We start from the raw sequence: 13,877 nt of genomic DNA on the forward strand, positions 1-13,877 counted from the left end.
CACGACCGCTCTCCCTCACCCGCACCGGCCGCCGGGGTCCGACGACCCGGCGGCCGGTGCGCCGTCACGGCGTCGCGAGAAGCGCCGCCACCGCGTGGGCCGTGGCGGGGTGTCTCGTCGTCAGCGGGGCCGAAACGGGGAGCGCCGAAGCCACGGGCGTCCAGGGATCGCCGCAGCCCAGGAGGTCCGCGACGGCGTCGCAGGTGGCGCGGTGGGCGAACAGGAGCGCCGCGCCCGTCGAGGCCGTCGTGCCCGTCGTCGGGCCGTCCGCCGGGGCCCACCCGTCCGTGCAGCCCAGGAGGTCCGCGACCGCGTCGCAGGTCTCCGGGTGGAGGGGGAGCAGCGCCGCGCCGCGTGGCGCGGCCAGGGGCGCCCGGGCCACCGGCTGTGCGTGCCACGGGGGGACCCAGGTGTCCAGGGCCGCCAGCCGTGCCGGGAAGATCCGGCCCGCCTCGCGGACGATCAGCGGGGCGAGGTCGGCGGCGTTCGACCGCAGCGTGGTGATGAGGGTGGGCAGCCACGGCAGCAGGACGGGGTCGGGGAGCCGTCCGAAGGCGTTCGACACGGCCTCCACGACGACGTCCGCGAGTCCCGGGACCGGCTCGAGCGCGTGCACGAAGCCACTGAGGTAGCGGGGGTACGAGGGGACCACCAGGGGGTTGCCGAGGAGTTCGTCGCAGCGGCCGCGCAGTTCGCCCCGGGAGAGCGTGCCGAGCTGGACCTGGGCGGCCCACAGCAGGGCCGTCTTGGCCGGGTCGTTCGGGTGCGACTGCGCGACCGCGAGCTCCAGCTGCGTCCGGTCGCAGCCGAGCGAGAGTGCCAGGCTTTCCATGCTGAACAGGAAGCCCAGCATCGCCGCCACCTGCCCCACGGTCGCGTCCTCGTCCCGGAAGGCCGTCGGCAGCAGGGTGCAGTAGTGCGCGTACCCGGCTCTGACGAAGGACTCGATCCACGGCGGGAGGACCGGTTCGCTGGTGCGGTAGTACGCCAGGAGGCCGCGCACCCGGCGCAGTACCGCCGGGGCGCCGTCCACCGTGCGCTCGCCGGCGAGGACTTCCAGGGCCCGGGTGCCGAGCTCCTCGGCGAGGCGCCGACCGCCGAGGTAGAGCGTCGCGTCCTCGACGGCCGCGAGGACCTCGGCCGTGGTGGCCTGCGGTCCGTACGCCGCGCGGCGCAGCCGCTGCTCCAGCACCTGCTCCAGGCTCACGCCCTCGTACCCGAGCTCGATGAGCGCGCGTTGGTGAGTACCGAGCGAGAGGTCCCAGGACTCCTGGATCGACCGCTCGCCGAGCCGCCGCTCCCCCATCACCGTGCGGGCCGCGCCGGGCGGCAGCAGGCGGCGCAGCATCCACAGGACGTCCGAGCAGGCGCGCAGCTCCGGCCGGGACGCCATGTCGAGCAGGGCCCGGCGTACGCCGCGCTGCTGGAGGTTCAGTTCCAGGGGCGCCAGCCGGTCGTGCACGTCACGGGCGAGGGGCGGCAGCGCGTCGTAGCCGACCTGGCCGATCCGGTCGCCGCCCATCATGATCTCGACGAGCCGCCGCACGTCCCGTCGGCCGGGGACGGTGTCCTTCTCGATGCAGGTGACCGCCGCGTCCTGGAAGTCGTACGGCGTCGGCTTGGCCCGGTCCCGCATGGCGGCGAGCAGGATGGACGTCTCGAACACGGCGATGGCGTCGGCGGTGGAGGCCAGATAGCCGCTGCGGCGGGCGGCGCGCACGATGTCCACGGACCAGCCGAGCAGTTCGGCCTCGTCGAGGGTGTGGAGGACGGGCGGCTGCCGGAGGAAGCCGGTGAGCCGGTCCTCGGTCGGACCGGACGCGAGGTCGGGCGCGGGTACGGATGTGGGCGTGGCCGCCGGGGCCTTCGCCGCCGTCTTCTTCGCGCTCGGCTTCTTCGTGCCGGACTGGCCCTCCAGGCGGTACGGCTTCACCCGGGTGCGCTTGAGGTTCTTCGCCCACTCCGTCGCGGCGATCGACACCGAGCCGGACGCGAGGCCGAACTGTGCCTCGATCGCCGCGTGGCTGGAGGGAATCAGCCCGTACTGCCAGGTCGTGGCGGTCCGTGGGGAGATGGCGAAGTCGCCCGTGCCGTGGACGCCGAACTCGTCGACGTGGCTGGCCGCGTGGAAGGCGCCGCACACGTACAGGCAGTCCGCGGGGTCGGTGCCGGTCGCGGTGAGGTGCTCGCGCATCCGGGTCCACATGTAGCGCTCGCGGTCCTCGTCGACCCGTACCCGCTCGCCCCGGCCCGGGGCGAGTCGCCGGAACAGGCTGCCGATGAGGAACATGACCTGGCGGTAGGTGTCGTGGTCGCTGTCGCCGAGGGGGACCTCGACGTACTGGTGCCACCACTCCGACCAGTGCCGCACCTTGCCGTGCCGCAGCAGGTGCTCCTCCAGTTCGGCGAAGCGCGGACGCAGGTCGCCGATCTCGACGCCCACGGCCTCGCCGTGGAGGGCCGCCTCGGGCTCGGTCCCGGCCGTGGGCTCGGGCTCGGTCCCGGCCGTGGGCTCGGTCTCGGTCCCGGCCGTGTGGGTCTCGCCGTCGGCAGGCTGTCGGGTGTCCCACTGGAAGACGTGGTCGGAGGAGCGGTCGACGAGAACGAGGTCCACGCCGGGGGTGTCGAGCGCGTACGCGATGGCCTGGTACTCGGCGGAGGCCTCCGTGATCGGGGCGACGACCGAGAGCGGGGCCCAGTCGGGCGGGAAGCCGTCGATGTCGCTCGCGAAGGCCTGTACGGCGACCGGCAGCCGGCAGTTGCGGAGCTCGGTGAGGAGCGGGGCCATGTCCTCGCACAGCTCCAGGTACACGACCTTGGGCTGCTTCTCGCGCAGCCGGCGGGCCATGGCGAGCGCGGAGGAGGGCGAGTGGTGGCAGACGGGGAAGATCTCCAGCGGTTCGGCGGCCGCCCGGTCGACGTCGTCCACCATGCCGAGCAGGATGCCCTCCAGAGCGTCCTGTCCGCCGGCGAACTCGGCCGCCGCTTCGTGGAGTTGCCCGCGCAGGGCGGCGAAGGAGGCGCTTGTCGGCTTCTCGGAGGTGGTGCTCATGCCAGCTTCGCGATCGCCTCGCGGCCGCCCTCGAGGAACTCGGGCCAGGAGCCGCCCTGCTCCTTGCCGCGCGGCTCGACGACACCGTGCAGGTACTTGTTGAGGATGGCCAGGTCCTCGGGCTCGCGGCGGGCGAGCGTACCGACCAGGGAGGCGGCGAGGGCGCGGGCCGTGAGCGTGCGCTCGCCGAAGAAGTCGCTGTGCAGGACCGCGTCCTCCAGGACGCCGATCTGCTCGGCGGTGGACAGGGCGGACTCCAGCTTCTCGTCGTCGCTCCCGGCCGCGGCGGCGGAGGCGCGGAGGTCGGCGAAGCTCTGGAGGAGGACGTCGAGGAGGGTGGGCGGCACGTCCAGCTCGATCGAGTGCCGGCGCAGGAGTTCCTCGGTGCGGAAGCGGACGATCTCGGCCTCGCTCTTCTTGTTCGTGACGACCGGGATGCGGACGAAGTTGAACCGGCGCTTGAGCGCGGAGGACAGGTCGTTGACGCCGCGGTCGCGGCTGTTGGCGGTGGCGATCACCGAGAACCCCGGCTGGGCGAAGACGATGTTCTCGCCGCCGGCGCTGTCGAGTTCCGGGACCGAGATGTACTTCTCGGAGAGGATCGAGATGAGCGCGTCCTGGACGTCGCTGGTGGAGCGGGTGAGCTCCTCGAAGCGGCCGATGGTGCCGGTCTCCATCGCGGTCATGATCGGCGAGGGGATCATCGACTCGCGGGACTGGCCCTTGGCGATGACCATCGAGACGTTCCAGGAGTACTTGATGTGGTCCTCGGTGGTGCCCGCGGTGCCCTGGACGACCTGGGTGGAGTTGCGGCTGATCGCGGCGGAGAGGAGCTCGGCGAGCCAGCTCTTGCCGGTGCCGGGGTCTCCGATCAGGAGCAGTCCGCGGTCGGAGGCGAGGGTGACGATCGAGCGCTCGACGAAGCTGCGGTCGCCGAACCACTTCTGCGTCACCTCCCGGTCCAGGCCGTCGGCTCGCTCGGAGCCGAGGACGAAGAGGCGGACCATCTTCGGGGAGAGACGCCACGAGAACGGCTTGGGGTTGTCGTCGATCGACTCGAGCCAGTCGAGTTCCTCGGCGTACTTGATCTCGGCGGGGGCGCGGAGCAGGTCGGACATGCGAGGGCCTTTCTGGGCAGGCTCAGGTGAGGAAGGTCTTGAGTTCGTGCACGAGCTTGTTGATGTGGCCGGAGACCACCGGGGTGCCGAGCGCCTTGAACCGCTCCCGGAACCAGGGGTTGACCTCCTGCCGTCCCGAGCTGGTCACCGAGCCGACGGGGATGAACCGCACGCCGGACCGGTGGACCGCCTCGATGCCCTCGAACAGCGGCTGTGAGCGGCCGAACTCGTAGAAGTCGGAGATCCACACCATGACGGTGTTCTTCGGCTCGGCGATCTTCGGTCTGGCCATGGCCATCGCGACGGGTCCGTCGTTGCCGCCACCGAGGTTGGTGCGCAGGAGCACGTCGAACGGGTCGTGCACCCAGGGGGTGAGGTCGATCGCGCGGGTGTCGTACGCGATGAGGTGGACGTCCACCTTCGGCAGTCCGGCGAAGATCGAGGCGAGGATGGTGCAGTTGACCATCGAGTCGACCATGGAGCCGGACTGGTCCACGACGACGACGAGCCGCTGCGGTGTGGTCCGGCGAACGGTGTGCCGGTAGTAGAGGCGGTCGACGTAGAGCCGCTCCTCCTCCGGGCTCCAGTTGGTGAGGTTCTTCCAGATGGTGCGGTCGAGGTCGAGGTTGCGGAAGACCCGCTTGGGCGGGACCGAGCGGTCCAGCTCCCCGACGGTGGCCTTCTCCACCTGGGTGCGGAGCACCTGGGCGACCTCGTCGACGTAACGCCGGATGAGGGACTTGGCGTTGGCGAGCGCGATGCCGGACAGGTTTCCCTTGTCCCGCAGGAGCTGCTCGATCAGGGACATGCTGGGGGTGAGCCGGGCGGCGAGTGCGGGGTCGGCCAGCACTTCTCTCAGGTGCATCCGGCGGACGAGGTCGGCCTCGACGGCACCGAGTTCGAGCCCCGCGCCGCCGCCGTCGACGACGGCCCCGGCGCCCCGGCCGCCGCGCAGCCCGCCGGGCGGGCAGCCGAGCGAACGCTCCAGCCAGCCGGCGTCCGACTGCCATCGGGCCAGCTGCCCGGCGGAGACCGTTCCCGATCCGGTGGAGAAGACGTTGAGCAGCAGCTTCGACGCGAGTGCGGCACGCCGCACTTCGGCCGCCCGGTCCCGGGCGCCGTCCGGATCGGGCTCCGGGGTCATCAACCCGTCGAACTCGTCGGCCAGTTCCGGATGGCGCTGGACGACGGAGTCGACGGACGCACCCGGGTCGAGCAGCGCGGACGGCAGGCCGATGTCCTCGACGACGGCGAGGCTCGCCGCTTCCAGGGCGGCCTGCTCCTCGGGGTCGAAGAGCCGGGCGAGGAGCCGCCAGTAGAGGACCTGTCGACGGTTGTCGTCGGGGTCGGGGGCCGGCGGAAGGTCGGTGGACCTGCGGTCGGCCGGCGGGAGGTCGGTGGACCGGCGGTCGGCCGGCGGGAGGTCGGTGGAAGAGGCGTCGGCGTCGGTCATGCGCGCAGCAGCTTCCCGGCTCGTTCGCGCAACACGGCGACCGAGTCCGTGGCCGCCTTCTCCGCCCTGACACCCGCCTTGTCGGTGGTGCCTCCTGCCCACTCGCCCGCGTGGACGGCGACGGCCTTCTTCCGGACGGTCGTCTCGACGGCCAGCGGCTGGAGGACGAACTCCCCCGCATCCCACCGGAGCAGCCCCAGGCACGCACCGGACGCGGCGACCACCTCCGGGGTGAGCGGACCGGCCGCCGGGATGCGGTCGGTGTCGACGGCCAGCCGGTGCCCGGCGAGCGCGAACGTCAGCCGGCCGTCGCCCTCGTCCCCCACCGTGTACCCCTCCAGGAGGACGGGGACGGCGATCCGCACCGGGTGGCGGTCCAGCGGCGCGGTCACCGGGTCGATGGCGGTGGAGAGGATGACCCGGGCCGTGCCGAACGGGTCGACGGGCTCTCCCGTACGTGCCCGCTCGTCGTCCCAGACGAGGTCGCCCTCGTCCGTGACCGGCATGCCGTCGAGCTCCATGGTGCGGCACTCCCCCGCGGCGGCGAGCAGCGACATCCGCGGCCGGAGCAGCTGCCACAGGCCCGCGCCCACGACCGTGTCCGGCTTGGGTGCGGACACGGCCGCCCTGACCAGACGGGGCTCCGTGCCGTCGGCGGGTTCGAACACCGCGTGGACCTGTGCCTGTACGGCTGTCGCGTGTTCCTGTACGTCCACGCCGAGCGGCAGCAGACGGCCGGTCGCGGTGGACAGGTCCGGGGTCCGGGCGGCTCCCGGCAGGGTCAGGAGCAGGGCGCGTGTCCACAGGTCGGCCCAGCGGCGGACCGGGACGCGGTCCAGGGTGGCTCCGGGGCAGGAGGCCGCGAGTTCGGCGGCGAAGCCGTCCAGCAGAGTGGCCTGCCGGCGCAGCCGCAGGTCCGGGAGCATCGCGGAGACGACGGGCGCGGCGCCGGCGACGAGATCGTGGTCGATGCCCTGCCAGCCCGCTCGGGCGAGGTCGCACAGCCAGGCGCGGGCGGCGGCCAGCACGTTGGCTCCGGGCTCGTCCACCGTGGCGTCCGGGGTGTTCCGTTCGGCGCGCGGCCGGCCGGTGATGTCCGCGACGCGTTCGGTCAGGGCGTCGTGGAGGGAGCCCATGAGGGCGGTGCGGGCGGCGGCGAGCGCCATGAGGTGGTCCTCGCCCGCGGCGCCGGCGGCGGCCTTGTCGGCCGCCTCGGCGACCGGCGCGGCCAGCGGCGTTCCGGCGACGGCGGCGGCGAGTGCCGCAAGTCCCGCGGCCTGGTCGGGCTGCGGGCGGAGCAGTCCGGAGACGAGTGCCCGGTCGAAGGCGTCGACGGCGGACAGCGCCTCGTCGAGCCCGTCGACGGGGTCGGTGAACAGGTCCGTACGCATCAGGCGACCGTCCTCGTCGGCGGGAACCACTGCATCTCGGGCAGCGGCGCGGTGGTCGGCTCCAGTTCCAGATACGCGAGGTGCCGCAGGAAGCGGCTGAACACCGGCGCCGCCGCCGAGGTGTCGCCCTGCGAGGGCCGCGTGGCCGTCATCAGCGAGACGAGCCTGTGCGCGTCGGGCTCGGTGGCCGACGTGTCGCCCGTGTCGGCCTTCAGGTAGCGGGCGACGCGCTCGGCGCCGTACTGCAGGACGGCCTCGCCGACGAGCGCCCGGATGTGGTTGCAGAAGCTGCCCCGAGCGCCGCCGCAGGGGCGGTTGTTGTTCGTGCTGCAGGCGAACGCGTACGTCCCGGTCGCGATCGAGGACACGTACACGCGTCCTGCGTCGGACCCGCTGGACACGACTCCCTGCAAGCGTCCGTCGGCCAGTTCGACGAACGGCACCTTGGCGAGTTTCCGCGGTCGCGCGGGCGGTACCACCCGCGCCGTACTCGACAGCTCCCAGACCGGCAACGTACCTCTCCCATGCACGACGAAGGGGATGTTCTCGCCGTTGCGGCGGAACAGGAACGAACCTATCCCCGGCCACTGACAACGGCCTTCGAGGGTGATCGACGAGCGGGACAGCGTCGCTCGGAGCGCGCTCCCGCCGTCGCGGGCGCGACGAAACCGGAATTGCTCACGCGGGAGCAGAGCGACGCCGTGCTGTCCGGCGTGCGGGCCGACTTCCACGAGCGAGGCTTCGGGTGGTGGGCGCTCGAATCACGCGAGACCGGTGAGTTCATCGGCCGCGCCGGCCTGGACGTGGTGGGCCCGGACATGCCGTTCGCGGGGGTGGACGTGGGGTGGTGGCTGACCCGTTCGGCGTGGGGGAACGGCTACGCCACCGAGGCGGCCCTGGCCTGCCTGGCCTTCGGCTTCGAGACGCTCGGCCTGCCGGAGGTGATCGCGCGACCGCACAGGTCGTGTTTCAGCGGGTTCCTTGTTCGCCGTCCAGGAGGTCGAGTGCGGCGCGGGCGTCCGCGTCGCCCGCGCGGGCGGGGCCGCCGAGCCAGTCGGCCACGGCCGCGAGGTCGGGTCCGACCGGTTGGTCGTCGACGGCGGGCCCGTCCGGCGGCGGCGCCCCGTGGGATCCGGAAGGGAGCGGCGCGGCGGCGTCGGTGTCGGTGTCGACGGAGCGAAGCCATCGTTCCGCCTCCTCCATGCGGCCCGTGCGCGCCAGGGCCCCCACGAGGTTGAGCCGCGCCGCGGCGTGTCCCGCCTCGGCCGCCCGGCGCCACAGCGGCTCCGCCGCGTCCCAGTCGCCGCGCTCGGCGAGGACGGCGCCGTAGCTGACGAGCGCGTCCCTTTCGCCCGCGTCCGCCGCTTCGCGCCACCACCGTTCGGCGCCCGCCAGGTCGCCGCGCTGGCGCAGCAGATTGCCGAGGTTGTTCATTCCTGCGCTGTCGCCCGCCTCGATGGCCCTGCGGTAGCACGTCTCCGCGCCGTCGAGGTCGCCCCGGCCTCGCAGCAGGACGCCGAGATTGACGTAGGAGTCGGTGTGTCCGGCATCGGCGGCGAGCCGGTAGTAGTGCTCCGCCCGTGCCGTGTCCCCCTCCTCGGTCAGGAGCACGCCCATGGTGTGCTGGGAGGTCGTGTGTCCGGCGTCCGCCGCCCGTCGGATGTGCTCGCGCGCGCCGTGGAGCCCGTCCTGGGCCACGTGCATCCGGGAGACCCAGAAGAGGACCTCGGGATCGCCGGACGCGAGGGCGCCCGCGACGTACGCGCGGGCGCCTGCCGCGTCGCCTTCCTCGGCCTTCAGCACGGCCATGGCCATGAGGACGTGGGGGTGGTGATCGTCATCCGGGTGGAGGAGCAGCTGCCGCGCCGCCCATTCCGTGGGGGAAGCCGCCGGAGGCACGGAAGCGGGCGCCGACTCCGCGGGTGGACGCACCGGCTCCGGCCTCGACGGCGGCGGCGTGCTGCGGGCCTCGGTCTCGCGCAGGGCCTTCAGTTCGGCCAGGGCTTGGCGGGCGCCGACATGGCCGGTCTCGGCCACCGGCCGGAAGTACCGTTCCGCCGCGGCGAACTCTCCTCGGTCCATGTACAGCGTTCCGAGCGCGAGCGCGGCCATCCGGTCACCGGCGACCCGTGCGCGCCGGAGCCACTCCTCGGCCTCCTTGACGGCTCCCCGGTTGCCGAGTCCGATGCCGTACACGGTCATCGCCCGCACGTCGCCCGCGCGTGCGGCCTCCGCGGCGAGCTCCTCCGGGATCGGGGCGCCTTCCTCGTACGCCGCTCGTACCAGCTCGTCGAGCGCCGCCTCCCGCGCCGCGCCGCGGACCGGTCCGTCGTCCGCTCCGCCGGCCGCAGCACCGGATCCCCGCCCCGCCCGCCTCCGCCACCACCCGACCACGTCACTCCCCCGTCCACCGCCGTGCCGCCATTGTGACCCTCACGCACCCGGGCGCAACACCTCCAACACGCCTGAGCGGCAAAGGAGTTCGACGGTGAGCTCAGGGTCCGACATGGATGTGGGCGGCCCACAGGGAGGGGGTGCGGGGGTACCGGTCGCGTACGCCGCGCACCGCCTCGCGCACCGCGTACGCGGCCCGGTCGGCCACCGGGTTCGGTGCGCCCAGTCCGGCGTACACCTGCTCGGCGATCCGTACGGACATGGTGTCGTCGATCTCCCACAGGGTCCCCACCACATGGCGGAACCCCGCGAGTTGCAGGCCGCCCGCGAGGTGCAGGCCCTCGTCCATGACCGTGAATCCCGACCGGGCCGTGCCGCAGGCGGACAGGTACGCGAGCTCCGCGCCGGACAGGTCGAGGCGGGAGATCCCCGCCACGGTCAGGGGGTGGTCGAGGTGGTCGTGGACCAGCAGCCTGCTGCCCACGGCCGTGAGCGGCTCGGAGGTCCCGTGGCCGCAGAAGTGCAGCCAGGTGTGGTCTGTGAGGGCGGTGACGACCGCGTCCCTGGTGGCGGCCTCGCCACTGAGCAACCGCGCACCGGGCAGTGCTCCGACGACGGCGGCCCCCTCACCCGCCGCTCCGGGAAGCGGCCGGGCCCCGGGTGCGTCGGCTACGGCGACCACCAGGAACGAGGGCGGGGGCGCGGGGGTGCGGCAGCGTCCTGCGGCGAGCGCGCGGACGGTGGGGGCGTACGAGGGGACGGTCCGGTCGAGCACCGTGCGTCCGCCGGCCTCACGGTGGTGACCGGCGGCGTGCAGCGGCAGGAAGGCCAGGGGGCCGGTGGGGATCCACCAGACGCGGGGCGGGCGTTCCCCGGCGGGCGTCCCCGTGATGCCGAGGGCGTCGAGCACCGGTCCGGTGATCGTGTCCCACAGCCATCCCAGATGTCCGTCGATCTCGTCCTCGGCGGCGGGACCGGCCATCAGGTCGTCGCCCTCGTCCGCGGCTTGGAGCCGTTCGAGGGCGCCCAGGAAGGCAGTGGTCCGGTGGACCACCTCATGCAGGGCGAGCCGGGGCAGCGGTACGGTACGCAGTCCCCCTGCCGTGATCGCCAGGGCGTCACAGCGGAAGCGGCTGACGTTGACGAGGACGACGGGTCCGTCCGCCCCTTCGGCGAGGAGGCCGGCGGGGTCGGGCGGAAGCAGGAAGTCCTCGAAGCCGTCGCGGCGCCGGACACCGGCGAGCGTCCGTTCCCATTCCGAGACGAGCGCGTGGCGCTCGTGTGTGGCTCCCGCCCCGTCCCCGGATCCTGCGGGGACTTCGGCTTCCTCGGGTCCTTCGGGGCCTTCGGGGCCTTCGGCTTCATCGGGGCCTTCGGCGTTCAGCCGGGTACGCAGCCACGCGAGCCGGTCCGCGGTACGGGGGTCCTGGGCGCGCAGCCGGGCCAGGTCGTCATCGTGCCGGCCGAGGCCCTGGCCGAGGAGGACACCGCGCCCCGACTCCAGGAGGCGCAGCGCCTGGGTTGGGTCGCCGGCGGCGAGCGCGCAGGCCGCCGCGTCCCCGGCGAGGCCCCGGCTCTCGGCGAGGGCCCGTTCCGCGTCCACGAGGGGGAGGTGACGGGAGGCGAGAGCGGGGAGTCGGGCCAGGGCGTGGCCATACGCGACGGCGGCCTCCTCCGGCCGGTGCGCCGCCATCGCCTCGAACCCCCAGGCGTGTGCCGCCCGCAGTCGTGTCAGGGGTGCGGCGGTGGGGTGGAGGGCGGCGGCGCGAAGGGCGGCTGCGGCTCCGGGCCGCTTGCGCGCGGCCAGGACGAGGCCCAGCTGGTACTGGACGCCCGCGTGCAGGGGATGACGCGCGGGCACCGATTCGGCTGCCGTACGGAGCAGGCTCTCGGCTCGATCGGCGTCCTCAGGGCGGCCGTCGAGCTGGTAGCGCTCGGTCAGCGCGGAGGCCAGATTGACCAGGGCCCCGACACTCGCTCCGACGGCTCCGGCCGTGTCGGCCGGTCCGACGCCGCCGTCCGGCCGGGCGACCCCCTTCGCCTGCGCCGCCTCAAGGGCGTCGAGCCGCTCCCGCACGTCCGCCTCGGCGGCGGTGTGTTCGTGCCGTACGCGCAAGGCGTTGGCGAGGCCCTGCTGGAGGAGGGTGTGGTCGCGGTGGCCCGGCGGGGCCAGAGCGACGGCCTCCCGGTGTACGGCGACGGCCTGGGCGAGGTCCGTCGGGTCGCCGGTGCGTTCATGGCGCAGGCGCAGGGCGAGGCCGAGGTTGTGCAGTCGTCCGCCACGGCCCTCCGGACCGCCTTCGTCGACGGCCGCCCGGGCGACCCGTACCGCTTCCATCAAGTCGTCGAGCGCGCCCCGGAGTTCGTACCGCTCGCGCAGTGCGGCGCTCAGCCCGCTCAGGACGAGGTTCCGCTCGGGGTGTCCGGTGCCGGCCGCGGCCTCGGCCCGGCGCAGGGCCGTGACCGCGTCGTCGAGGTCCTCCGACCTGCCCTCGCGCTCGTACCGGAGGCGCAGGGCCACTCCCCAGAGGGCCAGGGCGGAGGCGCGGAGGGGGCGCGCCCGCACGGGAGTTCCGTCGACGGCGGCTTCACAGGCCAGGATCGCGCTCTCCAACCGGCCCCGGTCCCGGTGGCGTTCCGCCGCCAGGACGCCCTCCCTGGCCCGCGCGTGGAGCGCGGCGACGCGGGCGGTCGCTTCGGCGGTCTCGGGGTCGGGGTCCGCCTCCCCCTGGCCTGCGTACCGCTCAAGGGCTGTGGCGATGGCCGCGTCCTCACGGCCGGCCTCGTCACCCAGCAGCACGCTCCGGCACCGGTGAAGGTCGGCGAGCGTCAGGACGGCTTCGAGGTCGACGGACGGGTCGGGCACGTGTCGCATCAACTCCCGCGCCATTCGCAGGGCTTCGGGGTCCAGTACCGCCGTCCCGTCCATGTTCGTCCGGAACAGCAGTACGCGTGCCGCCAGGGCGCGCAGCAGATCGTCCCGCCTCGTGACCGCCATACGGGTTACGGTACCGAGCGTGGCGGCGTCGACCGAGGGGGCGGTTGCATGGCGGGCGAGGAGAGGATCCGGCTCGGTCGGCTGTGCGCGCAACTCGGCGCGATCCGGGGGCTCGTGGAACGTCAGGGGGAGGCGGCGGAACTGGACGCCGTCCTGACCGGACTCCGGACCGGCGGCGACATTCCCGAACTCACCTCACGTGCGGACGAGTTGGTGCGCCGATGTGGCGTGGCCCGGGGGCTCGGCGAGCTGCGCTCCCCCGGCGGGGTGCTTCCCGGCCTGGGCGGCGGGCATCCGGTGGAGGAGGCCCATGTGTGTCCGGGGGGCCGCTGTGACCGGGTCGTCCTCGACGGCGGCGGCACGTGCGAGCTGTACGACGCCCCGCTGCGTCTGGTCAGGTGGTGAGCGTGACGACGTTCCTGGCGACGCTGGGCGGCAAACTCGCCGACACCTGGGTCTCGTTGCTGGTCCTGCCCGGTCTGCTGTACCTCGCCGTGGCCTCGGGCGCCTCGGTGCTCGGGCACCGACACGCCCTCGACCACGGCCTGTTGACCGCCCGGATCGACGCGCTGGCCGACGACCCCGCAGCCCACGCGCCCGGTACGGTGATCGTCTTCGGGCTGCTCCTCCTGGTCGCCGCCGCGGGCGTCAGCCGACTGGCCGCCGCGCTGGGGGCCGGGGTCGAGCGGCTGTGGCTCGGCGACTGGCCCGCCCCGCTGCGGCCCGCCGCGCGCACCCTGACCCGGCGGCGCGCCACGCGGTGGGAGGCTGCCGACGCGGCCCACCGCCGGGCGGTGGCGGCAAGGGCCCTGCTGGTCGCCGCGGACGGGCGGCACGCGGCCGCACCGGATGCCACGGGGGCGGCCGGCCCGGCCACGACGTCGGAGGACCCGGCCGCGACGGACCTCGTCGGCCGGATGCCGGAGGCCCCGGCGGCCCCGGCGGCCCCGGCGGCCCCGGCGGCCCCGGCGGCCCCGGCGGCCCCGGCGGCCCTGGACACCGTCGGTCTCAACGAGGCCCGCAACCGGATCGCACCGGCCCGGCCGGCCAGGCCGACCTGGATGGGCGACCGCCTGATCGCCGCCGACGCCCGGGTCCACCGGACCTACCGGATCGACCTCGTCTCGGCCTGGCCCCGGCTCTGGCTCCTCCTGCCCGACACGGCGCACGGCGAGGTCCAGGCCGCCCGGTCCGCGCTCACGGCCGCGACCCGCCGCGCGGCATGGGGGCTGCTCTACGTACTGCCCGCCCTGTGGTGGTGGCCGGCCGCCCTGGTCGCCGTGGTCACCTGGACCGGCGCCTGGCGTCAGGGACGGGTGGCGGTCCACGAGTTCGCCGAACTGGTGGAAGCCGCCGTCGACCTCCACGGGCGGGACCTCGCCACCGCCCTGGGCATCCCCTGCGAGGAGCAACTGACCACCACCGTCGGCCTCGCGATCACCCGTACCCTGCGCAAGGGAACGTGACCCCA

At 74.0% G+C, this 13,877-nt stretch carries 9 protein-coding genes and 1 pseudogene; 3 read left to right on the plus strand and 7 right to left on the minus strand.

What is annotated here, in order from left to right; genetic code table 11:
• Nucleotides 1-64: 64 nt before the first annotated feature.
• From E0F75_RS02400 to E0F75_RS02420, 5 genes are read right to left on the minus strand one after another with little or no spacing between them, the layout of a single operon-like run.
• Nucleotides 65-3,052, minus strand: a complete 2,988-nt coding sequence (locus E0F75_RS02400) for a DUF5682 family protein (RefSeq protein ID WP_187620724.1) — start codon at nucleotides 3,050-3,052, stop codon at nucleotides 65-67.
• A complete protein-coding gene (locus tag E0F75_RS02405) occupies nucleotides 3,049-4,170 on the minus strand; it encodes an AAA family ATPase (protein WP_187620725.1) in 1,122 nt (373 codons plus the stop codon). The genes E0F75_RS02400 and E0F75_RS02405 overlap by 4 nt, the downstream gene beginning before the upstream one ends.
• 22 nt (nucleotides 4,171-4,192) lie before the next feature.
• Complete coding sequence (locus E0F75_RS02410) at nucleotides 4,193-5,623, minus strand: VWA domain-containing protein (RefSeq protein ID WP_187620726.1); 1,431 nt, start codon at nucleotides 5,621-5,623, stop codon at nucleotides 4,193-4,195.
• Nucleotides 5,620-7,014, minus strand: coding sequence for a hypothetical protein (locus E0F75_RS02415; RefSeq protein WP_187620727.1), 1,395 nt, complete (start codon nucleotides 7,012-7,014; stop codon nucleotides 5,620-5,622). Before E0F75_RS02415 ends, E0F75_RS02410 begins: the two co-directional genes overlap by 4 nt.
• A complete protein-coding gene (locus E0F75_RS02420) occupies nucleotides 7,014-7,526 on the minus strand; it encodes a hypothetical protein (RefSeq protein ID WP_187620728.1) in 513 nt (170 codons plus the stop codon). Before E0F75_RS02420 ends, E0F75_RS02415 begins: the two co-directional genes overlap by 1 nt.
• A gap of 12 nt (nucleotides 7,527-7,538) precedes the next feature.
• Here E0F75_RS02420 and E0F75_RS40650 point away from each other — a divergent pair.
• A pseudogene (locus tag E0F75_RS40650) lies at nucleotides 7,539-7,961 on the plus strand (GNAT family N-acetyltransferase); the annotation flags it as partial.
• Between the two features lie 22 nt (nucleotides 7,962-7,983).
• Here E0F75_RS40650 and E0F75_RS02430 read toward each other — a convergent pair.
• On the minus strand, nucleotides 7,984-9,408 hold the full coding sequence (locus E0F75_RS02430; protein WP_187620729.1) for a tetratricopeptide repeat protein: 1,425 nt from the start codon (nucleotides 9,406-9,408) through the stop codon (nucleotides 7,984-7,986).
• 100 nt (nucleotides 9,409-9,508) lie between these two features.
• On the minus strand, nucleotides 9,509-12,406 hold the full coding sequence (locus E0F75_RS02435) for a CHAT domain-containing protein (RefSeq protein WP_187620730.1): 2,898 nt from the start codon (nucleotides 12,404-12,406) through the stop codon (nucleotides 9,509-9,511).
• A 48-nt stretch (nucleotides 12,407-12,454) separates the two neighbouring features.
• On the opposite strand from E0F75_RS02435, the gene E0F75_RS02440 reads away from it, so the two are divergent.
• Both E0F75_RS02440 and E0F75_RS02445 read left to right on the plus strand, forming a co-directional pair.
• Nucleotides 12,455-12,811, plus strand: coding sequence for a hypothetical protein (locus E0F75_RS02440; protein WP_187620731.1), 357 nt, complete (start codon nucleotides 12,455-12,457; stop codon nucleotides 12,809-12,811).
• A 2-nt stretch (nucleotides 12,812-12,813) separates the two neighbouring features.
• Complete coding sequence (locus tag E0F75_RS02445; protein ID WP_187620732.1) at nucleotides 12,814-13,872, plus strand: hypothetical protein; 1,059 nt, start codon at nucleotides 12,814-12,816, stop codon at nucleotides 13,870-13,872.
• The last annotated feature ends 5 nt before the right edge of the window (nucleotides 13,873-13,877 follow it).

Source organism: Streptomyces sp. CB02980 (genome assembly GCF_014451325.2).
Taxonomy (GTDB): domain Bacteria; phylum Actinomycetota; class Actinomycetes; order Streptomycetales; family Streptomycetaceae; genus Streptomyces.